Origin of the sequence: Streptomyces endocoffeicus (assembly GCF_016741935.1) — a bacterium.
GTDB lineage: Bacteria > Actinomycetota > Actinomycetes > Streptomycetales > Streptomycetaceae > Streptomyces > Streptomyces endocoffeicus.
This window is the reverse complement of sequence record NZ_JAERRG010000036.1, coordinates 12,077-33,056: the sequence shown is the minus strand read 5'-3', so window position 1 is coordinate 33,056 and position 20,980 is coordinate 12,077. Positions and strand designations below refer to the sequence as shown.

Annotated in this window: 17 protein-coding genes and 3 pseudogenes; 12 read left to right on the top strand and 8 right to left on the bottom strand. The window is 68.6% G+C overall.

Annotation, left to right across the window (positions count from 1 at the left end; genetic code table 11):
* The first annotated feature begins 3 nt into the window (after positions 1-3).
* From JK364_RS46655 to JK364_RS58525, 4 genes and pseudogenes are all read left to right on the top strand, one after another.
* Entirely contained in the window at positions 4-1,197 is a 1,194-nt protein-coding gene (locus JK364_RS46655) for a 5'-methylthioadenosine/S-adenosylhomocysteine nucleosidase family protein (RefSeq protein WP_201857522.1), read from the top strand.
* Positions 1,194-3,239, top strand: a complete 2,046-nt coding sequence (locus JK364_RS46650; RefSeq protein WP_201857521.1) for a hypothetical protein — start codon at positions 1,194-1,196, stop codon at positions 3,237-3,239. Before JK364_RS46655 ends, JK364_RS46650 begins: the two co-directional genes overlap by 4 nt.
* 150 nt (positions 3,240-3,389) lie before the next feature.
* Entirely contained in the window at positions 3,390-3,926 is a 537-nt protein-coding gene (locus tag JK364_RS46645) for a hypothetical protein (protein ID WP_201857520.1), read from the top strand.
* A gap of 23 nt (positions 3,927-3,949) precedes the next feature.
* Positions 3,950-4,039 (top strand): annotated as a pseudogene (locus tag JK364_RS58525) (IS6 family transposase); the annotation flags it as partial.
* A gap of 495 nt (positions 4,040-4,534) precedes the next feature.
* Here the strand turns inward: JK364_RS58525 and JK364_RS46640 are convergent.
* From JK364_RS46640 to JK364_RS46620, 5 genes are all read right to left on the bottom strand, one after another.
* Positions 4,535-6,160 carry an alpha-amylase family protein gene (locus JK364_RS46640; protein WP_201857519.1) on the bottom strand — a complete coding sequence of 542 codons (1,626 nt, stop codon included), beginning with the start codon at positions 6,158-6,160 and terminating at the stop codon, positions 4,535-4,537.
* Positions 6,161-6,165: 5 nt separating this feature from the next.
* The gene (locus tag JK364_RS46635) at positions 6,166-7,002 is read right to left on the bottom strand and encodes a carbohydrate ABC transporter permease (protein WP_201857518.1); all 837 of its coding nucleotides are present in this window, start codon (positions 7,000-7,002) and stop codon (positions 6,166-6,168) included.
* The gene (locus tag JK364_RS46630; RefSeq protein WP_201857517.1) at positions 6,999-7,988 is read right to left on the bottom strand and encodes a carbohydrate ABC transporter permease; all 990 of its coding nucleotides are present in this window, start codon (positions 7,986-7,988) and stop codon (positions 6,999-7,001) included. The genes JK364_RS46635 and JK364_RS46630 overlap by 4 nt, the downstream gene beginning before the upstream one ends.
* A gap of 2 nt (positions 7,989-7,990) precedes the next feature.
* Complete coding sequence (locus tag JK364_RS46625) at positions 7,991-9,292, bottom strand: ABC transporter substrate-binding protein (RefSeq protein WP_201857516.1); 1,302 nt, start codon at positions 9,290-9,292, stop codon at positions 7,991-7,993.
* Positions 9,293-9,377: 85 nt separating this feature from the next.
* On the bottom strand, positions 9,378-10,622 hold the full coding sequence (locus JK364_RS46620) for an aminotransferase class V-fold PLP-dependent enzyme (RefSeq protein WP_201857515.1): 1,245 nt from the start codon (positions 10,620-10,622) through the stop codon (positions 9,378-9,380).
* Positions 10,623-10,862: 240 nt separating this feature from the next.
* On the opposite strand from JK364_RS46620, the gene JK364_RS46615 reads away from it, so the two are divergent.
* The 3 genes from JK364_RS46615 (at position 10,863) to JK364_RS46605 (ending at position 13,792) form a co-directional block, all read left to right on the top strand.
* The gene (locus tag JK364_RS46615; protein WP_201857514.1) at positions 10,863-11,561 is read left to right on the top strand and encodes a FadR/GntR family transcriptional regulator; all 699 of its coding nucleotides are present in this window, start codon (positions 10,863-10,865) and stop codon (positions 11,559-11,561) included.
* A 414-nt stretch (positions 11,562-11,975) separates the two neighbouring features.
* Entirely contained in the window at positions 11,976-13,391 is a 1,416-nt protein-coding gene (locus JK364_RS46610) for a DEAD/DEAH box helicase (RefSeq protein ID WP_201857513.1), read from the top strand.
* A gap of 158 nt (positions 13,392-13,549) precedes the next feature.
* Positions 13,550-13,792, top strand: a complete 243-nt coding sequence (locus JK364_RS46605) for a DUF5302 domain-containing protein (protein ID WP_201857512.1) — start codon at positions 13,550-13,552, stop codon at positions 13,790-13,792.
* A 60-nt stretch (positions 13,793-13,852) separates the two neighbouring features.
* Here the strand turns inward: JK364_RS46605 and JK364_RS46600 are convergent.
* From JK364_RS46600 to JK364_RS46590, 3 genes and pseudogenes are all read right to left on the bottom strand, one after another.
* Positions 13,853-14,107, bottom strand: a pseudogene (locus JK364_RS46600) (transposase family protein); the annotation flags it as partial.
* 134 nt (positions 14,108-14,241) lie between these two features.
* Positions 14,242-14,901 (bottom strand): response regulator transcription factor, encoded by a 660-nt coding sequence (locus JK364_RS46595; RefSeq protein WP_201857511.1) that lies wholly within the window; start codon positions 14,899-14,901, stop codon positions 14,242-14,244.
* Positions 14,902-14,962: 61 nt separating this feature from the next.
* Positions 14,963-16,282: a sensor histidine kinase gene (locus JK364_RS46590; RefSeq protein WP_201857510.1), complete on the bottom strand. Its 1,320-nt coding sequence runs from the start codon at positions 16,280-16,282 to the stop codon at positions 14,963-14,965.
* A 190-nt stretch (positions 16,283-16,472) separates the two neighbouring features.
* Here JK364_RS46590 and JK364_RS46585 point away from each other — a divergent pair, with 190 nt between their 5' ends.
* The 5 genes and pseudogenes from JK364_RS46585 (at position 16,473) to JK364_RS46565 (ending at position 20,816) form a co-directional block, all read left to right on the top strand.
* Positions 16,473-16,685: a hypothetical protein gene (locus JK364_RS46585; protein ID WP_201857509.1), complete on the top strand. Its 213-nt coding sequence runs from the start codon at positions 16,473-16,475 to the stop codon at positions 16,683-16,685.
* Positions 16,682-16,836, top strand: a pseudogene (locus JK364_RS46580) (ABC transporter ATP-binding protein); the annotation flags it as partial. The gene JK364_RS46585 and the pseudogene JK364_RS46580, both read left to right, overlap by 4 nt.
* A gap of 235 nt (positions 16,837-17,071) precedes the next feature.
* Positions 17,072-17,788: a hypothetical protein gene (locus JK364_RS46575; protein WP_230993586.1), complete on the top strand. Its 717-nt coding sequence runs from the start codon at positions 17,072-17,074 to the stop codon at positions 17,786-17,788.
* 201 nt (positions 17,789-17,989) lie between these two features.
* Positions 17,990-19,180 carry a serine hydrolase domain-containing protein gene (locus JK364_RS46570; protein ID WP_201857508.1) on the top strand — a complete coding sequence of 397 codons (1,191 nt, stop codon included), beginning with the start codon at positions 17,990-17,992 and terminating at the stop codon, positions 19,178-19,180.
* Positions 19,181-19,427: 247 nt separating this feature from the next.
* On the top strand, positions 19,428-20,816 hold the full coding sequence (locus tag JK364_RS46565) for an erythromycin esterase family protein (protein WP_201857507.1): 1,389 nt from the start codon (positions 19,428-19,430) through the stop codon (positions 20,814-20,816).
* Positions 20,817-20,980: the final 164 nt, after the last annotated feature.

The window sequence follows — 20,980 nt, the reverse complement described above, 5'->3', positions numbered from 1 at the left end:
GAGATGCCAAATGACCTGGTGGTGATTCTCACCGCCCTCAATCTCGAATACCAGGCCGTGCACCGGAAACTGGCTGATCCGCAGGTGACCGTACACAAGACCGGCACGCGGTTCGAGGTCGGGACCGTGCTGGGCACGTCGTGCCGTGTGGCACTCGGTCTGACGAGCAAGGGGAACCATTCGGCCGCAGTGCTGGCGGAGCGCGCGATCGAGCACTTCTCTCCGGCAGCCGTGCTGTTCGTCGGTGTCGCCGGGCGCATGCGGAGCTCGATCGCGCTGGGCGACGTGGTGATGGCCACCAACGTGTACGCCTACCACGGCGCGACCAGCGAGGACGACGGGCTCAAGGCGCGACCCCGGACGTGGGAGGCGCCGCACGGCCTCATCCAGCTCGGCCAGCATCTGGCCCGGATGATGGACCGGGCCGGCCACGCACCGGAGAACGGGGAAGTGTCGCGGGTGCACTTCGGCCCGATCGCCGCCGGTGAGGTCCTGCAGAACTCGCGGGAATCCGCCGAGGCCGCATGGCTCCGGAAGCACTACAACGACGCGTTCGCGATCGACATGGAAGCCGCCGGCGTGGCGCAGGCCGGCCATCTCAGCGGTCTGCCGGTCGGCGTCATCCGCGGCATCAGTGACCGGGCGGACGGCACGAAGAACGGCGCGGAGGACCGTGAGCGGCAGCCGCGCGCCGCGGCGAACGCGGCGGCTTTCGCGGTACGGCTGGCTGCGGAACTGATCAAGGAAGCAGGACTGGCAGAGAAAGCGGAAGAAGAGGAGCGGACCGTCATGGCCCAGAAAGACAGAACTGGCAGGGGCAGCGGAAGCGTCGTCAACACGGCCTTTTCCAGCACGGTGGGAATCATGGCCGGAGAGGTCACCGGCAGCACCGTCCACGTGAGCGGGGCAGCTCCGAAGGCATCCACCCCGACGGAACTGGTCGCGGAGCTGGACCGCTTCCGCGAGGACCTGACACGACACCACGCCGACGGGACCCTCGACGCGGACATTCACCACGAGGCACAGGTCGAGCTGAGCATCGCGAGGCGCGCAGCGGAGAAGTGCACCGCGAATGCCCCGGCGCCTCCGAAGAAGGCAGCTCTGGCGCTCAGGAAGTTACGCGGCCTGCTCGATGACCACCCGGAACTGGCCGCCGGTCTTGCGTCCTTGATCGCGGCGGCGGGTGACCCGGCATGACCGAGGGCTTCCCCTCCACGCACAACGAGGCGCACGATTCCTTCGTCGGCGTCCAGACCTCGGTGGTACGCGACTCCACCATCAACATCGTCCCGCCGGATGCTTCGCCCCAGAAGAAATACGAGGTCGGGGTCCGCTGTCTGGAAGAAGGCTTACCCGGCCGGGCGCGGGAACTGATCTGGGACGCGATCACCCACAACCACGACGGCCCGCAGATCCGCTTCCACTGGATGCTCGCGATGCTCAGCAAACGCGCCCACCACGACCTCAGTGCCGAGGAGCGCCGTCAGCTGGACCGGACGCGGGACGTCATGCAGGGCTACGCCGAGGACAAGGACTGGAAACCCGGTCTGCAGGTCGTCTTCGATCTGCTGGCACTGCCCGGCAAAGCTGACAGTGAGACCGCCGCCGTGCTGAAGCGGCTGAGGGATCTGGCACCGCCCCAGCGTGACCTGATCGTCCACCACCTCGACCTCGTGCTCACCAGCCGGACAAAAGCCACCCTGTGGGCCGAGACCTGCGAGCTCGCCAAGGCCGGGCAGTTCCATGGTGACCGTTCCCGGCGGGTCCGGTACTACTTCGAGCCCGATCCCATCGGGGCACGGACCCGGCCTCCCGAGGAGAGCACCGCCTTCCGTCACCGTCGTCGCCTGGCGGCCTGGACCGGTCTGTTCGTCGTCGCCGCGGGATTCCTCGGGATCTCGGCAGTGATCGCGGAGCCGCTGACCGCGATCGTCGAGCTGCTGATCGCGCTCGGCACCGGATTCCTCGCCGCCCGGTTCGGCCAGCGATGGTGGCACAACAAGCACCGGCTGCAGGCCAAGGAGCAGGAGCTGGGCCAAGCGTCGAACCAGGGGCCGGTACCGGATCCGGCCCGCTCCCCGGTCGCCTCCTCCCCCGCATCCGCGGGCGGCGGGGCCCCCGCGGCGGACGGGTTCACCAGCAGCGTCCGCAATTCCTTCGCGCACTACTTCGGCAAGTACGTGCCGCACGGGTTCGACCGGCCCGAGTGGCTCGCCCACACCACTGGCATCCGCGCCGTTCTGGCCGCCGAGGTCGCGTTCCTCTACCGGGAGAGCAGAATCAGCGTCGACCGGGTCAGCTGGCTTATCCGCTACCTGGCCCGGGACGCCAGGGACCGCCATAACAACGGCACGCTGTTCGCCCACCGGCAGCGGTACCGGACTCCGGTGACGACGAAACTCGCCTGCGTGCCCGCCCTCGCCGTGCTGGGCGTCACGTCCCTGGCCGTCACCGTCACCGCCGCGACAGGTTCGGCGAGTGCGCTCCACGGCCTCCTGGCCTTCGCCGTGTTCTTCGGCGCCATCGGGAGCGGGCGCCGGGCAGCGTCGGTATGGCTGGACATACGCAGCGAGGAACAGCGGTTCACCGAGGAGACGCAGGAGTACCACCGGCGGATGTACGCGCGTGAGGAGGAGTTCCAGCGCTGGAAGGAGCAACTGGAAGCCATCCGGCCCTCCGACGCTGAGATGGAGGCGTGGCTCAGCCACGACAAGGTCCTGTTCACCGCCGATGTGCTCCGTCACCACCAGCTCACCTGGTACGACATCATCGCCCACACGATCCTGACGACACCGGCACGCCCCTACAGACGAGCACGGCGCCGAGGCGGCCCCTGGCGCTACTCCCGATATACCCTCCGGCTGTTCCTGGCCACACGGAACGGTATCCGCGAGATCAGCACCGAAGTCGACTTCGCCCGCGCCACTCGCCCGGGCGAACAACGCACCAACTACCGCTTCAACGCGTTCTCCTCCGTGCAGGTCACCGAGGACGACCGCATCGGCTATGAGATGGCGCTGCTCCTCTCCAACGGCCCGGCCAGAACCATCCGGATCAAGGACGCCGACAGCCACCAGCTCGAACCGTACGAGAACGCCCGGGACCTCTCGCAGATCAACCTCGACGCGGCCGGCTTCGCCCATACGTTCCGTCTCCTGGAGGGCATCGCGGCCGACGGGAAGGCGTGGATCGAGCGGAACAACGCCGACAGTCCACCGCCCGCGGACAGCACCGACTGAGTCCTCCCGGACCGGATCCGGAGGCCGACCGGCCAGGGAGCTGCCGAGAGCACGGCAGCTCCCTGAAGGTCCAGGTACCACGGGCCGAGTACGGGTACCACCGAGCCACCCCCCGCCAAGGTGTCGCGAAAACGAGGGTGACAGCCAGTCATGACGGACAGAGAACGGAGCACCAGCGCCCTACTCCTTGCCGAGTACGCACAGATCAAGGACGAGCAGCGTGCACGTATCGGCTTTCGGGACAACCTGCTGTACGTGACGCTCGCGGCGGTGACCGCCGTCGCGGCTGTCGCCGCGCAGACGGACTACCCGCAGCTGATCCTGGCCCTGGCCCTTCCAGTGGTGTGTCTTGTGCTCGGATGGACGCACCTGGTCAACGACGAAAAGATCTCAGCCATCGGACGCTACGTCCGCACCGAGCTCGCCTCCCGGCTCGCCGAGGCCACAAACGTGGAGGAACCGCTGTTCGGCTGGGAGACCTACCATCGCAGCGACGACAGACGGATCTCGCGCAAGACCACACAGACAGTCGTCGATCTGCTGGCCTTCCTCGTCACTCCCTTTGCCGCACTTATCACCTTCTGGTGCCACAGCACGGACAGCGCCCTTCTGGTCGCGGTCTCAATCCTGGAAGCCGCCGGACTCATCGTCCTGGGTGTGCTGTTCCTGCAATACGCCGAGAGGTGAGACTTATATGTGCGTGCTGGCTCGACAAGGCTGCGGCCAGGCGCTTCTTCCGCAGGCTGTTCAAGAGAACCGGCACGGTGCCCAGGATGATCGTCACGGACAAGCTCCGCTCTGCCGCCCGCTACCCACCATTCGTACTCGCGCGGGGCGTGGAGAAGGTGGTTCTGGTTCCAGGGCAAGGTCCGGTGCAGAAGTTCCCTGCGGCAGGTCTGTGTCCAGCGCTCCATGAGTGAGTTCATCCGTGGTATCCGAATGCCGGTGGTGACGGCCTTGGGACCGGCATCGGTCATCAGGGCGTCGAAGGCGGCTGTGAACTTTGTGTCGCGGTCGCGGATGAGGAACGTCACCTTGCTGCCCGCGTCCTCGGGCTCCATGAGGAGGTTGCGTCCGAGCTGCGTGATCCACTCCGTGGTGGGGTGTGTGCCGTGGCGCCGAGGATCCTGATACGGCGGGTGGTGTGCTCGTCCGCGTCGCTTGGGTACGCGGGTCGCGGCATGGCGCCGCCTGAGCAGGTTCGCGGTGAGACAGTTCATCAGGTCGTCCACCCGTCCGGGCGGTGTCGCGAATCCACCCGCGCCCGACCAATGGCCAGGGCCGTCTACAGCTGTCTAGAGCGGAAGCGGCGGCCACGCACCCCAGGGCTGGGACCACGTGTACGTGCGTTCCGCGTTGCCCGTCCGCCAGCGGCGCGGGGCCGTGGTCCCGAGCCAGTCCAGCGGTTCGACGCCGCCGGGCGACCCGCCGTCCAGCGCGAGCCGGACGGCCGCGCCGAGGTCGGCATCGGTCTGCGGGGTACGGGCGGCCGGGGCGACGGAGACGAACAGTGCGGTGCCGGAACGGGCCACCAGGTCCAGGAACTGACGGTTCAGCCGCCACTCGGTGGCCGGGGTACAGGGCACGCAGTCGGCATCCACCGCGTAGAAGCGGCTGTGCTGGGCCAGCCGGAAGGCGAGGGTGTTGATGCCCATCCGTCGGGTGCGCTCCCAGTGGCGGCCCGAGGTGTCGTCACCGGTTCGCTGCACCTGCACCAGACCCGCCGCCAGATGTCCGACGGTGTTGCAGCCAAGCACCACGGCGTCCCCGGCCGCCTCGGCGATGGTCCGGTAGAGGCCCACCAGCACTTCGGCGGTGGTGCGGGTGCGGTCGGCGAGCCGCCATCCGGCACCGGCCATTTCGTGCGGTGTGTCCGGGTGGAAGCGGCCGAAGACGTCGTACGTGCTGAAGTCGTGCTTGATCAGCTCGAAACCCCAGGAGCGGAAGCGGGCGACATCGGCGGCGACGGTCGCCAGCGTCGCGTCCAGCGACGGGTCCAGGGGGATCCGGCCGGGAGCGCCGGTGTCCGTGCGCATCCCCTCCGTCGGCACCCGGGACAGCAGCGGCCGGAACCACAGGCCCGGCCGGGCGCCACGGTCGGCGATGCCCGCGGCCAGGCCCGCCATGTCGTCGAACAGCCCGGGCAGGCCGGTGTCCCACGGCCCTCCCGGGGCGCTTCCCCCGCCCTCCGTCCAGCCGTCGTCGACGACACAGAACGGCCGCACTGGATGGTCCCCGGCGAACTCGGCGATGGTGGCCGCGTCGCGCAGTACGGCGTCCGGGCCGAAGTCCCGGCCGTAGGCGTAGTACCAGTTGTTGCAGCCGACCACCGGCTGCGCGGGCAGCAGCGGATCGGGGGACATGGCGGCGCACAGCTCCTGGAGCGCCGCGTACGGGGTGGTGTCCGCACCCGTCGCCACCCCGACCACCGTGGCGGCGGCGATCTCCCGGTGGCCCGGCAGCACAGGCAGGCCGCCGGAGCGTACGTCCAGCCACAGCGTGGTGCCGTCCTCGTCCACCGTCCAGCAGCACAGCGCCCCGGCGCGGGTCCGTACGCCCAGCCCGGTGCAGCCACCGGTCGCCGGGTCGGTGCTCAGCCAGTACCAGGGCAGGGGGCGTTCCGGCTGGACGCTGCGCCACTGCAACTCGCCGTACGAGCGCTCCCACGCATCGCCGAGCACCAGGGCGGGGCGGTGACCGCCGGGGTGGTGGCGCCAGCGCAGCGCCACCGTCGACAGGCCCTCCGGACCCGGCGCGGCGAGCACCAGCCGCAGGGCGCCGTATGGATCGTGTCGCGCCGTCACCTCGGCGCCGGGCACGGTCCAGCGGCCCGCCCCCGCAGGTGCGGCGGTGCGCGGGTCCCCGGACGGACCGGTGATCACATGGACGGAGTCGGGCAGCGGAACGTCGATCGCGGCCATCGGCCTCACCCCTTCACGGCGCCGGAGGTGAGCCCCTGCACGATGTGGCGGCTCGCGAAGGCGAAGAGCACCATGGTTGGCAGGATCGTGAACACGGCCGCCGCGGACATCGAGCCCCAGTCGATGTTGAAGCTGGAGATGAACCCGTTGAGGGCCGTGGGGGTCGTCTTGTTGGCGTCGCTGTTCATCAGGGTCACCGACAGGAACAGCTCGTTCCAGCAGTTGACGAAGTTGAAGATGAACGCCGCCACGATCCCCGGACGCATCACCGGGAGCAGCACCCGGAACAGCGCCGCGAACCGGGAGAGGCCGTCGATCATCGCGGCCTCCTCCAGTGCGTCGGGGATGTTCTCGAAGAAGCCGCGGAGCATCACCGTGCAGAAGGGGATGCACACGGCGATGTAGACGAGGATGAGCCCGAGCCGGTTGTCGACCAGTTTCAGGTCGGTCATCAGCAGATACAGCGGGCCCAGCGCGATGAAGGCCGGGATCATCTGGGTGACCAGGGCGGCCGTCAGCAACGCGGACTTGGTGCGGAACTCGAAGCGCGCCAGCACATACGCCGACAGCATCGAGATGGCGGTGGCGACCGCGCCCGCGACGGTCGCGACGATGAGGCTGTTGGTGAGATAGGTCCCGAAGTCGGCCTTGTTGAACAGCTCACTGTAGTTCTCCAGCGAGAAGTGCTCGGGCCAGTAGGCGAGGGGGAAGGAGAAGATGTCGCCCGGTGCCTTCAGCGAGGTGATGGCGATCCAGTACAGCGGGAACACGGTGAAGACCAGCCACAGCACCAGGAAGACGATCCGGACGGCCCGGCCGGCCGCGGTCTCTTTGCCGATCACGACCTCACCTCTCGCTTCTCACGCGTGGCCAGCAGGAAGAACACCGTGAAAAGCAGCAGCCCCGCGACCACGAGGAGACCGAGCGCCGAGGCCTTGCCGTAGTCGCCCTGCTGAGTGATCTTGATCATCCAGGTGGTCACGATGTGTGTCTGGTTGTTCGGCCCGCCACCGGTCATCCCGAAGATCAGATCGGGGAAGTTGAAGATCCAGATGACCCGCAGCAGCACCGTGAGCACCAGCGTGACCCGGATATAGGGGATGGTGATCTGGAAGAGCGTGCGTGCCTTCCCGGCCCCGTCCAGCGCCGCGGCCTCGTACAGCTCGTCGGGGACCGACTGGAGCGCGGCCAGGATCATGATGGTGAAGAAGGTGACGCCGTACCAGATGTTGGCGATCAGTACGGCGATCATCGCCTTGTGCGGATCGGCCAGCCACGCCACGGGCTCGTCGATCAGCCCCGCCTTCTGGAGCAGATCGTTCACGACGCCGAACTCGCTGTTGAACATCCAGCGGAACAGGATGCCGATGAGGAACCCGGAGATCGCCCAGGGGAAGAAGATCAGCGCCTGGTAGACGCCGCGGAAGCGGAACCGGCGGCGCAGCCACAGGGCGAGCGCGAAACCGATCACGAGCTGGGGCACGATCGATCCGATGACCCAGACGCCCGTATTGCCCAGCACGGTGCCCCAGTTGGGGTCGGAGAAGACACGGTGGAAGTTGTCCAGGCCCACCCAGGAGGTGTCGGTGAGATCGTTCAGATCCCAGTGGCGGAAGGCCATCTGGCTGCCCGAGATCATGGGGTAGTACGTGAACACCGCCACGAAGATCGCGGCAGGTGCCATGAAGGCGGCGATGAGCAGGCCCCGGCGGGTCGTGAACTCCCGCTTCCGGCCGCCCCGCGGCCCGTTCCGGGCCCGCGAGGCGGCTTGCTTCCGGACGGGGCGCGAAGTCTTCGGCCCGGTCGTCGTCGCTGACGTGGCGGGCATCCCTACTTCTCCTGCTCCCACTTCTTGGTCCAGTACGCGTCCCAGCCCGTCAGCAGCTCCTTGGGCGATATCTTGCCGATCACCATCTTCTGCACATCGGCGTCGGACTTCTGCTCCCACTCGCGCCACCAGGTCACGCCGCGCGGCTGGCTGACGTTGAGATAGGTGTCGGGGTGCTTGGTCATGGTGACGTAGGACGACCACGGGCCGGTCTTGTAGAACGGGTCCTCGGTCGCCGACTTGAGGATCGGCACCAGGCTGTTCTTCTTGGTGAAGTCCGTCGACGCCTTGCCCTGGGACAGGAACTTGATCAGCTTGACGGTCTCGGCCTTGTGCTTGCTGCCCTTCGCGATGCCCCACCCGGCGGTGGCCAGCGGCTGGACGGTCTTCCCGCCGGGTCCGGCCACCAGCGGAGCGGTGTCCCATTGCTCCTTCGAGATCGACTTGGACTCGGAGACCGTGGCGATGACTTCCGGATCCTGGAGCAGGAAGGCCGTGGAGCCGTTGGAGAACGCCTCGACCATCTCCGGATAGCCCCAGGACACGGACGACTTGGGCGATGCCTTCTTGAAGAGTGTGAGGTAGGTCTTGAGGGCGTCCAGGGCCTCGGGCGCGGAGAAGATCGTGCGCCCGTTCTTCAGCTTGTAGCCGTTGGCGAGGTCGACCTTGTCGGCCACGTACGCCTCGATGATGGCGGTGGCGTTGCTGTTGGCGTTGGCCCCGCCGCGGAACGCGTAGCCGTAGCGGCGCTTCGCCGGGTCGTTGATGGCGGACGCCTGCTTCAGCAGCTGGTCCCAGGAGGCCGGGGGCTTGCTGAACCCGGCGTCCTTGAGCAGGTCCTTGCGGTAGAAGAGGCTCAGCCCGTAGAAGCCGTAGGGGACGAAGTAGGTACGGCCCTTGGCGTCCTCGGACGCCTTGACGGCGTTCTCCGTCATGGCGTTCCAGCCCTGCCAGCCCTTGAGGTCCTTCTCCATGTCGTACAGCCAGCCGTTGTTCGACCACGGGCCGACCGTGATGTCCCGTACCTCGAGCGCGTCCACGCCGCTGCCGGACTGGAGCATCTGCTGGATCTTCTGATCGGCCTGTTCGGTGGGCGGCGAGATCAGGTTGACCTTGATCTTGGGGTTCTGCTTCTCGAAGTCGGCTATGAGCCCCTTGAGCAGATCGGTGCGGGAGGGGTTGGTCAGGCTCTCGACCATGTTGAGCGTGACCGTGCCGTTCGCGTTCGGACTCATGGCGGAACAGCCGGTCAGGACCATCGCCGCGGCGGTGCCGAGGGCGAGGGCTGCCGTCCTTCTCCTCATCGTGCTGACCTCTTTCTTGGGTGCGGGCCGCGCTCGGAGCGGCTTGGGGAGTCGGGGGTGGGGAGGGGAGTACGGTGTCGCGCCGCTATGGCGCGCCGTGCCGCCCGCGAGCCGCGCGGGCCCACTCAGCGAGGACGGGGACGCAGGTCTCGGCGAAGTACTCGTAGTCGGCGGCGGTGTTGTAGACGTGGGCGGACACCCGCAGATAGCCGATGCCGCCGAAGCTGGTGAAGGCCGCCTCGACACCCAGCTCCCCGGCGACCCGGTCGCGCAGCGCGTCGGCCTCGACGCGGGTGGCGCCGAGCCCCTCGGGCAGCCGCACCAGACGCATCCCGGGGACCGGCATGCCGACGTCGACGCTGCTGTCGGCGCCGGTCAGCCCGGTGAACGCGGCACCGATGACCTGCGCGGCGTAACCGGCCAGGTGGTCCATATAGCGGCGGGCGTGCCTCCAGCCCCAGGTGTGCTCGATGAAGCCGAGCGCCGTCGGTGCCGCCAGATAGCAGGTGGCATCCACCGTGCCCTGCTGGTCGAAGCGGTCGGGGTACGGGTCCTTGGCACCCCATGAGTCGATCGGTGGGTAGAGCCGCTCACGCAGCGGACCACGGGCGACGAGCGCTGCGGTGCCCCGGGGCGCGCATCCCCACTTGTGCAGGTTTCCGACCCAGAAATCACAGGTCAGCCCCGAGAGCGGGGCGGGGAGCAGACCAGGTGCGTGCGCACCGTCCACGAGCAGCGGGATCCCGCGCCGCCGAGCCTCCGCGCCGATCCGCTCCACCGGCAGCCGGCGGGCGGTCGCCGAGGTGATCTGGTCCACCACGATGAGGTCCGTCGCCTCGGACAGTTCGGCGAACACGGCCTCGCACGCTTGCTCCTCATCTGCGTCGAGGGGTACCCGCGCGGTGCGGACCCCGCCATCCCAGCGGTCGCGCGCCAGCCGCTCGGCGCCCATGGTCACGGCGCCGTAACCGTGGTCGGTGACGACGATCTCCCCGCCGCGACGGCGGTCGAGGGCGGCGTACACGGTGCTGATGCCCGCGCTCGCGTTCGGCACCAGGGCCAGGTCGTCGGCGGCCACCGCCAAGAAGTCGGCGATCTCGACCCTGGTGTCGGCGATCCGCTGAGGCAGCGCCGGGAACCACACCACCGGGGAGCGCTCCATCTCCACCCGCAGCTGCTTCTGCCGCTCCTGTGCCACCAGGGGAACCGCGCCGAAGGAACCGTGATTCAGGTGTCTCAGGGCGGGGTCCAGCGTCCACGCCCGGTCGGCGGGACGGCCGTCGGCCAGCAACAGGGGGCGTGGCGCCGTGATGACATCGGTCTCGCTCACATGAGTCCCGATCTGCCGGGGTCCGGGTGTTCCGAGGGACGTCAGAAACGAGAGAGATCTGATCGCCACCAGAACACGTATGATGACTCGGCATCCTGCATGACGAATTCCACGCAATCAAGGGGTGTAGCAGCGTGGATCATCAGATGACTTCCGATCGATACCTCTGACATATCTGATGAATCGGTACAGTGCGACGAAGGGCGCGGGACCGCGCCCCGCCCGTTCGGGAGGAATCGGATGTCCGCAGTCGACAAGGCGTTCCACGGCCTACGCCACATGATCGCCACCGGGCGCCTCAGCGCCGGAGGGCGCATTCCGCCCGAGGGCGAGCTGTGCGAGGAACTCGGCGTGTCCCGGGGGTCGTTGCGCGAGGCCGTACGGATGCTCGCGGCCCTGGGGGTGATCGAGCCGCGGCACGGCTCCGGTACTTATGTCTCCCAGCTCAGGCCGGAGGACATCATAGGTAGCCTGTCGCTCACCCTGGAACTGCTGCCGCTCTCCGGTCTGCTGGAGGTGTACGAGATCCGGCGTGTCCTGGAGTCCCACGTCGCGGCGCAGGCTGCGGCCCGCAGCACCCCGGAGACGGTGCGGGAACTCTTCGCGCTCATCGAGGCCATGGACGCCACCGACGACCCCACCGAGTCATCGGACCTCGACCACCGCTTCCATGCCGAGATCGCCACCGCGGCCGGAAACCCCGCCCTCGGCTCCCTGCTCTCGGTCTTCCGCGCCCGCTCCCGCAAGTACCAGATCTTCACCCTCCCCGAGGGCGAGCAGATGCGGCGCAAGAGCGACGAGGATCACCGCCTGATGGCCACCGCGATCGCCGACCGCGATCCGCGCGCCGCCGCCGGAGCGGCCGAGGCCCATGTCGCCCAGACGGAGCGATGGCTGCGCGCCTTCATGCCGCCCATGGAGGAGGACTCCCCGGCCTGACGCGTCGCGTTGCGTTTGACGCGTCAGACCATTGCGCGTTCGCAATGCGCCTGTGGGTGCCGGAATCCGTGTCACCCCGCGTGGATCGCGCACCGGGGACACTTCCGGTGTCGTCGGGTGCGGCGTGCGGGCCTTTATGCGCACAGGCATGGTGGCCGCAGGGTCGCACCTGTGCCGTCGCAGCCGTCCAGAGGCTTCGGCGTGGGCGAAGCGGGGGAAGCAGCGGGCAGACGGCCGACTGAGGCCGGGACCGCCGGGACGCGATCTCGGGACGCGGGGCTGTCACTTCGTGTTAACCTTATGCTTTTGCGCGCCCGTGACGGTTGGCGATCTTGCCTGTCCGGTTCCTTTTGTTCGTCGACTGCTCATTCCTACCGGGCCTTCCTCGGTACGTTCGCATGCGGAAGGCTCTTCATGAATCACCCTGACCTCCCCGGCACCTCGCGCAGCGATCCCGCCCCGCTCATGGCCACTGCGCCAACGGTGCCTCCGGTCGCTTCCTTCGCCGGCCTGGAACTACCAGCCGAGGTGCTGCGAACGCTCAGCGAACTCGGTGTGCGCGAGCCCTTCCCGATCCAAGCAGCCACGCTGCCCAACGCCCTCGCGGGACGCGATGTCCTGGGGCGCGGGCGCACCGGATCGGGCAAGACGCTCGCTTTCGGCCTACCGCTGCTCGTACGGATGGCTGGGCGGCGCGCGGAACCGAAGCAGCCCCTGGCTCTGATCCTGGTGCCTACCCGGGAGCTGGCCCAACAGGTCACCGAGGCGCTTGCGCCGTACGCAGAGGCACTGCGGCTGCGGATGGCCACGGTCGTCGGCGGCATGTCGATCGGCCGGCAGGCCGCTGCGCTGCGCGATGGAGCCGAGGTGGTCGTCGCCACCCCCGGCCGTCTGCACGACCTCATCGAGCGCAGGGCCTGCCGCCTGGGACGGGTAGGGATCACTGTCCTCGACGAGGCCGACCAGATGTGCGACATGGGCTTCCTGCCGCAGGTGACCGAGGTGCTCGACCAGGTATACCCCGACGGTCAGCGGTTGCTGTTCTCGGCCACTCTGGGCCGCGACGTCGACCACCTGGTCCGCCGCTACCTCCACGATCCCGTCGTCCACTCGGTCGACACGTCCGCGGGCGCGGTCACGACGATGGACCACCATGTTCTGGTCGTCCACGGCCCCGACCGGTACGCCGTCACCACGGAGATCGCCGCCCGCGACGGCCGCGTACTGCTGTTCCTGGACACCAAGCACGCGGTCGACCAGCTCACCCGGCATCTGCGAGCCAGCGGAGTGCACGCCGCGGCCCTGCACAGCGGCAAGTCCCAGCCGCAGCGCACACGGGCCCTGGCGCAGTTCAAGAACGGCCGGATCACCGTCCTGGTGGCGACCAATGTCGCGGCCCGTGGCCTGCACGTCGACGACCTCGATCTGGTGGTCAACGTCGACCCGCCCACCGACCCCAAGGACTATGTGCACCGCGCGGGCCGTACCGCCCGGGCCGGTGAGTCCGGCAGCGTCGTCACGTTGGTGCTGGCGGGCCAGCGCCGCGAGATGAGCCGACTGATGGCAGAGGCCGGCATCGAGCCGACCATCACCAAGGTACGCTCGGGCGAGGCGGAGCTGAGCCGGATCACCGGGGCCAAGGCCCCCTCCGGCACCCCGCTCGATGGCGGGCCGGCCGCGCCCCGGCCCAAGAACACCAACGCTCCCTTCCGCGGCCTGGGCACCAGCAAGAACACCTCCCGCGGCGCCGGCGGCAAGTCCCGAAAGGCCGGCGAGGCCCGCAAGCTCGCCGAAGCCCGCAAGGCGGCCAGGGTGCGTCGCGGCGGCTGAGAGCCGTCGCCCTGATAGTCGAAAACCTCCGCCCCGGAACGGAGAACCCCCAGCCCGGCCCGAAACCCTCCGGTGCATACACCTACGAGATGAACGCCCTCGTGGTGTGCTCGGCATGACAAGCTGTGCTTCCCACTGCCCGAACCCAGGAGGTCGCCATGACCGCAGAGTCCGTATCCGAAGAAGGTTCGGAGCCGACTGACCCCGAGACGTCCGCTCTGGTGCCCGACAGCGACGGCCACTACGACCTGAAACGCAAGTTCCGGGAGGCCCTGGCGCGCAAGCGCAGTGCTCAGGCGGACGCCGCTGACCTCGCTGCGAACGTCGAGGCGTCGAAGGTCCGTAGGGCGAACGGCCCGGCTGCGAGCCAGCGGTCGTTCCGGCGCAAGAGCGGCGGCTGAGTCAATGAGCTCTTTCAGCATTGCCGCTCCAGAGTGAGCATTGCCGCTCCAGAGTGAGCATTGCCGCTCCAGAGTGAGCACGGCCGCGGAGATTGACGACATTCGATTCGGACTGCACCGGGACCTGCGGAAGATCCGCCACGACTTCAGCCGCGCGACGCCGCGCTCGACCGGTGCCCGTGCTGTGGGCAGCGCTCGGTTGACGGTTTGCTGGGTCGGGGTGAGGTCACGGCCCGGCGGGCGTCTGAGGGGTGTCGTCACCCACGGGCCAACTCCCATGTAGGCGCGGTCGGCGAGGATGGGAACGCCCTGGCGTAGAGCGGTCAGCAAGCAGGCCGACGACGGCTGTCGTGTAGGCGTGGGCGGTGCCGACGGAGATTGACCTTGCCGAGAATGTCATCCGTGCAGGTCATGCGGCATAGGATGCTCTTGGCTGTACCAACACCACCTCAAGCCAGCCGCCGTAGATCCTCCAGATATCGCAGGACGGCCGCGACCCGGCGGTCCACCTGGTCCGTGGGAGACAGATCGAGCTTCGCGAAGATGTTGCGGATGTGCTTGTGGACGGCGCCGTCGGTGACGACGAGTTTCTCGGCGATGGCAGAGTTACCCAACCCCTCGGCCATCAGGGCGAGTACGTCCCGTTCGCGGGGGCTGAGCCGTTCCAGGCGGGTGTCCTGGCGGGAGCGGGTGAAGAGCTGGGCGACGACCTCCGAGTCGATGGCGGTGCCGCCAGCGGCCACGCGCCGTAGCGCGTGCAGGAATTCCTCGACCCGGCCGACCCGTTCCTTGAGCAGATAGCCGAGGCCGTTCACCCCGCCGCCGAGCAACTCGGTGGCGAAACTCTGCTCGACGTAGGCGGACAGCACGAGCACAGCAAGGTCGGGCCGTCGGCGCCGGGCCTCGACCGCGGCGACGATCCCCTCGTCGGTGTGGGTCGGCGGCATCCGTACGTCGAGGATGGCGACGTCCGGCTTGTGCACATCGATGGCGACCAGTGCCTCGTCGGGGGTGCCCGCGGTGGCCACCACGTCGAGCCCCTCGGCGCGCAGCAGCAGGGCGAGCCCCTCACGCAGCAGGGGATCGTCCTCGGCTATCACGATCCGCATGTCAGGCTCCACAGGGTCCACAGGGTCCACAGGTCGGGCTCCACAGGTCGGGCTCCGGTCGTCACGACCCACAGGGAAGATCCACTGTCAGGACGGTCGGGCCACCGGGCGGGCTGGTCAGGGTGAGGCCGCCGTCGTGCGCCGCGATGCGGCGACGGATGCCGGTGAGCCCGGAGCCGCCGTCCTCTCCCTCGGAGCCGAAAGCCCGGGAGTTACCCCCGGCGCCGCCCCTGCCGTCGTCCTCGACGGACAGCACGAGTCGGCCCCCGCCGCCGCGTGCCGTGACGACGGCGTGCCGGGCGCCGCTGTGCTTGGCGATGTTGGTCAGGGCCTCGGCGACCACGAAGTAGGCGGTCGCCTCGACGGAGGCGGCGCAGCGTTCGGGCACGTCCACGTCGATCCGGCAGGGCACCGCGCAGTTCGCGGCGAGACCGGAGAGCGCGCCCGCGAGGCCCCGGTCAGCCAGCACCGGCGGCAGGATGCCGCGGGCGACGGTACGCAGCTCGGCCAGCGCCTGTTCGGCGGCGGACTGGGCGCGTTCCAGGAGTTCGTCGGCGCCCGCCGGATCGCGGGCCACCATGCGGCGGGACGCCCCGATCAGCACGGCGACGGAGACGAGCCGGTTCTGCGCACCGTCGTGCAACGAACGTTCGATGCGGCGCAGTTCGGTGGCATGGGCGTCCAGAGCGGCGGCACGTGTGGCGGTCAACTCCGCGACGCGCAGGGAGAGATCGACGTCGGGACCGGCCGACAGGAGCCGTCGCCCGAGGCCCGCCTGGAGCCGGGCCATACCGGGCGTCAGCCCCAGGATGATGGCGATCCAGCCCATGCCCAGAAGCGTCACGGCGACAGCGTCCGGCCAGGTGTGCGCGTTTCCGATGCCCACGGAGGTGGCAGTCGCGCCCTCGGGTATGAACGTCCAGTACAGCGGGAAAGCGGTGTCCCGCACCGCGAGGACCGGCAGCACCACGCCGAGCAGTCCGAGCAGCGCCCCCACGGTGGAGTGCTGGACCAGCCAGCCCAGTTCGCGGTGGGTGGTGCGGTCGACGAGGGCGGCCCGCAGCCGGGTGGGCGCGGGTTCCGGGGCGGCGACCTCGGGGCCCCAGCGGGCGAGCCGGCCGCGTTCCCGGCCGGCCAGGGCGTGCAGGGTGCGCAGGAGTACGGGTGCCATGAGCAGCCCGACGCCGACGACGCTCGTTGCGGCAGTGAGAGTCAGCCACAGCAGCAACAGCATGGCCAGCAGCGCCGTGTTGAGCCCGGACATCAGCTGGGCGATCGCCTCACCGGCGGCGCTCAGGCTCCGTAGCGCGATGTCCTTGAAGCTCTCGCGGCTCTCGCGGCTCTCGTGCCGGTCTGCCGCTCCACTCCTGCCCGCTGTCATGCGAACGACTTTATGCCGTCGGCGAGTTCGCCGTCGCCCAAGCGGCGGGGCAGTACAGCCTGCTGTACCCCGAACTGGGCGGACTGCGGGATCGGCCGCCAGAGGTGCTGATCCATAGCCTCGATGACGACAGCAGGAACGGCACACGGCCACCGCAGGACCACCCCACAAGACTCCGGGAGCAGCCGCCATGCAGCACACGACGACCCCCGAACCCGCCGACCGGCTCAGCTCCGGGGACATCGCCCGCACCGTGCTCTGGATGGTGGTGGTGGCCAGCGCGCTCGCGAACATGGCGACATCCTTCGGCGGCGCCGACACCTGGGTGCACCTGGTGTGCGGCGCGATCACCGTCCTGTGCGCGGGCACTCTCGTCGTACGGAACCTGCGGGGCCGGCGATGAACGCCACCAACACCGCCGTCGCCCCCCCCGCCATCGTCCTGGAGGGCGTCGGCAAGGCATACCCGGGCGGCGTACGCGCCTCGACGACGTGTCGTTGACCGTGGAACGCGGCACCATCCTCGCCGTGATGGGCCCCTCGGGCTCCGGCAAGCTCGGCGAACTGGGCCGTTGCCCGGCGTCACCACGATGGTCGGCGACATCGGCTTCCCCGCCGCCCTCGTCGACGCCCACGGACAGGTCGTACCGTCCGAGGATCCCCGGGTGGCGGGGCACGGCTGGTCCTCGACGAAGCTGCTGGCGGATGCGCGCGTCAGCGGCAGCGAGCCGGGCGACAAGGTCCAGGTCGTGGTCAATGTCTGCCCGGCCACGGCTATCGCGTCTCGGCCGTGGTGGACGTGCCTGGCACGGGTGTCCACTTCGCCGATACGACGGCCCTACGACTCTCCGGCCGCTCGGACCACGTCGATCTGGTGGGCCTGGCTTCGCGGATGCCGGCCACCGAGGCGGTCGCCGCATCAGGCAGCGAACCACGCGACCCGTCGCGGACCCGGACCCGGACGCGTATCGGCGTGATCGTCATCCTCGTCGCGATGGTCATGTCGGCCCTGCCGCTCTTCCTGCGCACGGTCATAGGTGCCACCGCCACCTTGATCGCCGGCATCGCCGGCATCGCCGGGTCGATCGGCCTGGCCATGGCAAGTTCGACGCTGGTGCGGGGCATCGGCGGTGCGGCGGCCCGGGCGACACGCTGCAGCGGCTTTGCACCGACCTGGCTGGCGATGGCCAACCTCCGCGCCTACGCCCTGCGCAACGCCGGGATCGTCTCCACCCTGGCCATGGCGGTCGTGTTCGCGCTGACGTACACCTTCACACAGGCCACCGTGCTGGCCGCCACCGACCACGACAACCGGCACCCTGGACCAACTGCGTCCGAGTGCCCCGGGGTTGGACGGAATTCCCTCCGACGGAATTCCCTCCGACGGACTCGCCGCCGTACGGAAGACGGCCGGTGTGCAGGCCGCCGCCCCGTCGGCACGGCGACCGTGGTGTGGGAGTACATGCAGTTCGGCGCCCAGAGATTGTTTCGACTCTTTCGGCCTTGATGCCGGCGAACAGCCTGGGGCGAACCGCACTCGTGGCATTCGAGGCCGGGGCCCGGTCAGTACAGCAGGCGCTACCCGTTCCGGGGTGACCGCACCCCCACCGGTCGGCCCGCCTGCTTGATCGTGGCGCCCGGCCGGAGTTCCTAGCGTGATGGTCATGTCAGGGCAGTGGCCTGAACGAACGCAAGGAGTCCGCGACCGATGAAGACCGAACTCATCTCCCGTGTGGTGACCACGACATTGGCGACCGCGCTGGCCGGTATCGCCCTGGCAGTTCCCGCCGAGGGCGCGACCGCAGCCGTTCCGGTGCACGGCGGGACGCACCCCGCGTCAGACAGCACGGCGCTGAAGGCACACGTGGACACCATCATGAAGACGGGTACCGTCGGAGTGGTGGCCCGGTCGACCGGACCACACGGTGCCCGGAACGCCACCGGCGGGGTGGCCGACCGAGCAACTGGGGACCGTGCACGCCCCGGCGACCGGTTCCGGATCGCCAGCACCACCAAGACGTTCGTCGCCACGGTGGTGCTGCAACTCGTCGGCGAGGGACGTATTTCGCTGGACGACACCATGGAGCACTGGCTGCCCGGAGTGGTCTCCGGCAACGGCAACGACGGCAGCAAGATCACCGTCAGGCAGTTGCTCCAGCACACCAGCGGACTGTTCGACTACACGGCGGACTTCCCCGAGTTCGCCAGCAAGGCCGGATACCAAGCCAACCGTTACACCACCTGGACCGCCGAGCAGCTGGCCGCCATCGGCATGCGGCACGCCCCGAATTTCCAGCCCGGCACCGGCTGGAGCTACTCCAACACCAACTACATCCTCGCCGGAATGATCATCAAGAAGATCACCGGGCACGACTGGACCCAGGAGGTCACCGCGCGAATCGTCCGCCCGCTGGGCCTGCACGACACCTTCGCCCCGACGACGGACTCGCGGATCCCCGGCCGCCATCTGCGCGGCTACTCCGCCTTCGACGAGGCGGGTCCGGAGATCGACGTCACTGCGCTCAACCCCTCCGCCGGGGGTGCGGCGGGCGCCATGATCAGTACGACGGCCGATCTGAGCCGCTTCTACCAGGCGCTCCTGGGCGGCAAGCTGCTGCGCCCCGCGCAGCTGGCGGCGATGAAGACGACTGTACGGGCCTCGGAGCTGGATCCTGGGTGGGCCGGCGCGCGCTACGGCCTTGGCCTGATGGAGGTCCCGCTGTCCTGCGGCAGTGTCTACTACGGCCATGGCGGCGACATTCCCGGCTACACGACCCGCAACGGATTCAGCGCTGACGGCCGCCGTGGCGTGGTTCTGAACGCGTCCGGCGACGGCTCCTCGGACTCGTCCAGTCAGCAGACCCAGAACGACCTGATCGACGACGAGCTGTGTAGGTGAGGATCAGCTGACGCGCGAGAACCAACCGTGTGAGAACAGCTGATCAGGCTGTGACGGCACCCGCTTCGGAGCCGTCACGGCCTTTCGTCGTCCCCTCTATCTGTGCTTCGCCCGCGACCGGCTCCACCAGGCGGCCATGCCACGGCGTACGGGTGGTGGCCCGAGTCCCGGGGTAGTGCCTGCGGTACTTGGAGATGGGCAGCACACGGGTTGGTGACGGACCCTGTGCGCACGGAAATCTGTAGGCATGACGCGACGCAAGGCAGTAATCATCCCCTCGGTCCTCCTCTCCCTCAGCGCGCTGACGGTCGCCACACTTGCCTTGGGCGCCACGGCGCATGGTTCGCCGGACCCGGCCTCGAAGGCATCTGCCTCCTGGCAGCCCGGCGAGAGTGTGGTGGCCGGCATCGACCGCAGCTCCCACCCCCTGCGGACCACGAACCCCAGGGGCAGTCTGCGAGACCTCGACGCGCTGGGCCGCATGCTCAAGGGCGCCGAGGTGGTGGGACTGGGCGAGGCCACCCACGGTTCGCGGGACTTCTTCCGCATGAAACACCGGGTCTTCCGCTATCTGGTCGAGGAGAAGGGCTTCCGTACCTTCAGCCTGGAACTCCCCTGGAGCAGCGGTGTGCGGATCGACGAGTACGTGGTGCAGGGCAAGGGCAACCTCAAGGACATCGCCCGTGAGGAGTTCCAGGGTTCCTACCGGAGCTGGAACAACCAGGACTACATCGACCTCATCAGGTGGATGCGGGACTACAACCTCCACCACCCCGGCGACCCGGTCCGTTTCATGGGCGACGACATGGGCTATGCCGGCCCGGAACTGTACGCACGGGTCAGCGACTACGTATCCCAGAAGTACCCGCAACTGCTGAAGCAGATAACCGAGTTGTACCGCGGTCTGGCCCCGACAACCGACGCCGGCACCTACACCGAGGAATACTCCAAGCTGCCGCTCACCGAGCGCCAGGACCGGGCGGAGCGGACCCGGAAGGTCTACGACCTTCTGCGCGCACAGCGCCCCCACCCCGGTGACAAGCAGAACCATCTGTGGATGACACAGCACGCCCTGGCCATCCACCAGATGGCCAGGGGCATGGCCTTCGACACCGGCGACGAGGACCAAATCGCCCAGATGATGAAGCTCCGCGACCAGGTGATGGCCGAGAACGTGGAGTGGTGGCGCGAGCACACCGGGAACAAGATTCTACTGTCGGGCCACAACACCCACGTGTCCTACGACTCGTTCGACACGCGGTACCCCAAGACTCAGGGCTCCTTTCTCCGCGACGCGCTGGGCAGCCGCTACGCCAGCATCGGCTTCACGTTCTACAAGGGTTCCTTCAAAGCGTTCGGCACCGACGACAACGTGATGCGCAGCTACCACGTTGACGGCGCGAAGCCGGACTCCAACGAACAGACCCTGGACAAGGCCCGCCGGGACGACTACATCCTCGACATGCGCAAGGCCCCGGAGCCGGTGCGCAAGTGGCTGGACAAGGAGCGTGTCACCTGGAACATCGGCGCCGGATGGCCCGACCCCGTGGAATACACGGCCGCACTCGGCAAGGCCCACGACATCCTCATACACCTGCACGACATCCAGGCCACCACGTACCTCGGCACACCCTGACACCTCACCACCGACACACCTGACGGAGGGCCGCAACGGTCCGGTTCGCCACGCACCGTGGCGGCCGTGACCGTTGCGGCAGCCAGGCATGTCTCCGAGTAGCGTGCGCATGGCACGTCGGCATGTCACTGCTCCGGTGCACCGCAGATCAGAAACTCGCTGCG

Coding starts and splice junctions, on each gene's coding strand:
- JK364_RS46640 (WP_201857519.1), bottom strand. CDS start 6,160: ATGGCCGCGATCGACGTTCCGCTGCCCGACTCCGTCCATGTGATCACC.
- JK364_RS46565 (WP_201857507.1), top strand. CDS start 19,428: ATGACGCGACGCAAGGCAGTAATCATCCCCTCGGTCCTCCTCTCCCTC.
- JK364_RS46610 (WP_201857513.1), top strand. CDS start 11,976: ATGAATCACCCTGACCTCCCCGGCACCTCGCGCAGCGATCCCGCCCCG.
- JK364_RS46625 (WP_201857516.1), bottom strand. CDS start 9,292: ATGAGGAGAAGGACGGCAGCCCTCGCCCTCGGCACCGCCGCGGCGATG.
- JK364_RS46615 (WP_201857514.1), top strand. CDS start 10,863: ATGTCCGCAGTCGACAAGGCGTTCCACGGCCTACGCCACATGATCGCC.
- JK364_RS46605 (WP_201857512.1), top strand. CDS start 13,550: ATGACCGCAGAGTCCGTATCCGAAGAAGGTTCGGAGCCGACTGACCCC.
- JK364_RS46570 (WP_201857508.1), top strand. CDS start 17,990: ATGAAGACCGAACTCATCTCCCGTGTGGTGACCACGACATTGGCGACC.
- JK364_RS46630 (WP_201857517.1), bottom strand. CDS start 7,988: ATGCCCGCCACGTCAGCGACGACGACCGGGCCGAAGACTTCGCGCCCC.
- JK364_RS46590 (WP_201857510.1), bottom strand. CDS start 16,282: ATGACAGCGGGCAGGAGTGGAGCGGCAGACCGGCACGAGAGCCGCGAG.
- JK364_RS46645 (WP_201857520.1), top strand. CDS start 3,390: ATGACGGACAGAGAACGGAGCACCAGCGCCCTACTCCTTGCCGAGTAC.
- JK364_RS46650 (WP_201857521.1), top strand. CDS start 1,194: ATGACCGAGGGCTTCCCCTCCACGCACAACGAGGCGCACGATTCCTTC.
- JK364_RS46595 (WP_201857511.1), bottom strand. CDS start 14,901: ATGCGGATCGTGATAGCCGAGGACGATCCCCTGCTGCGTGAGGGGCTC.
- JK364_RS46655 (WP_201857522.1), top strand. CDS start 4: ATGCCAAATGACCTGGTGGTGATTCTCACCGCCCTCAATCTCGAATAC.
- JK364_RS46585 (WP_201857509.1), top strand. CDS start 16,473: ATGCAGCACACGACGACCCCCGAACCCGCCGACCGGCTCAGCTCCGGG.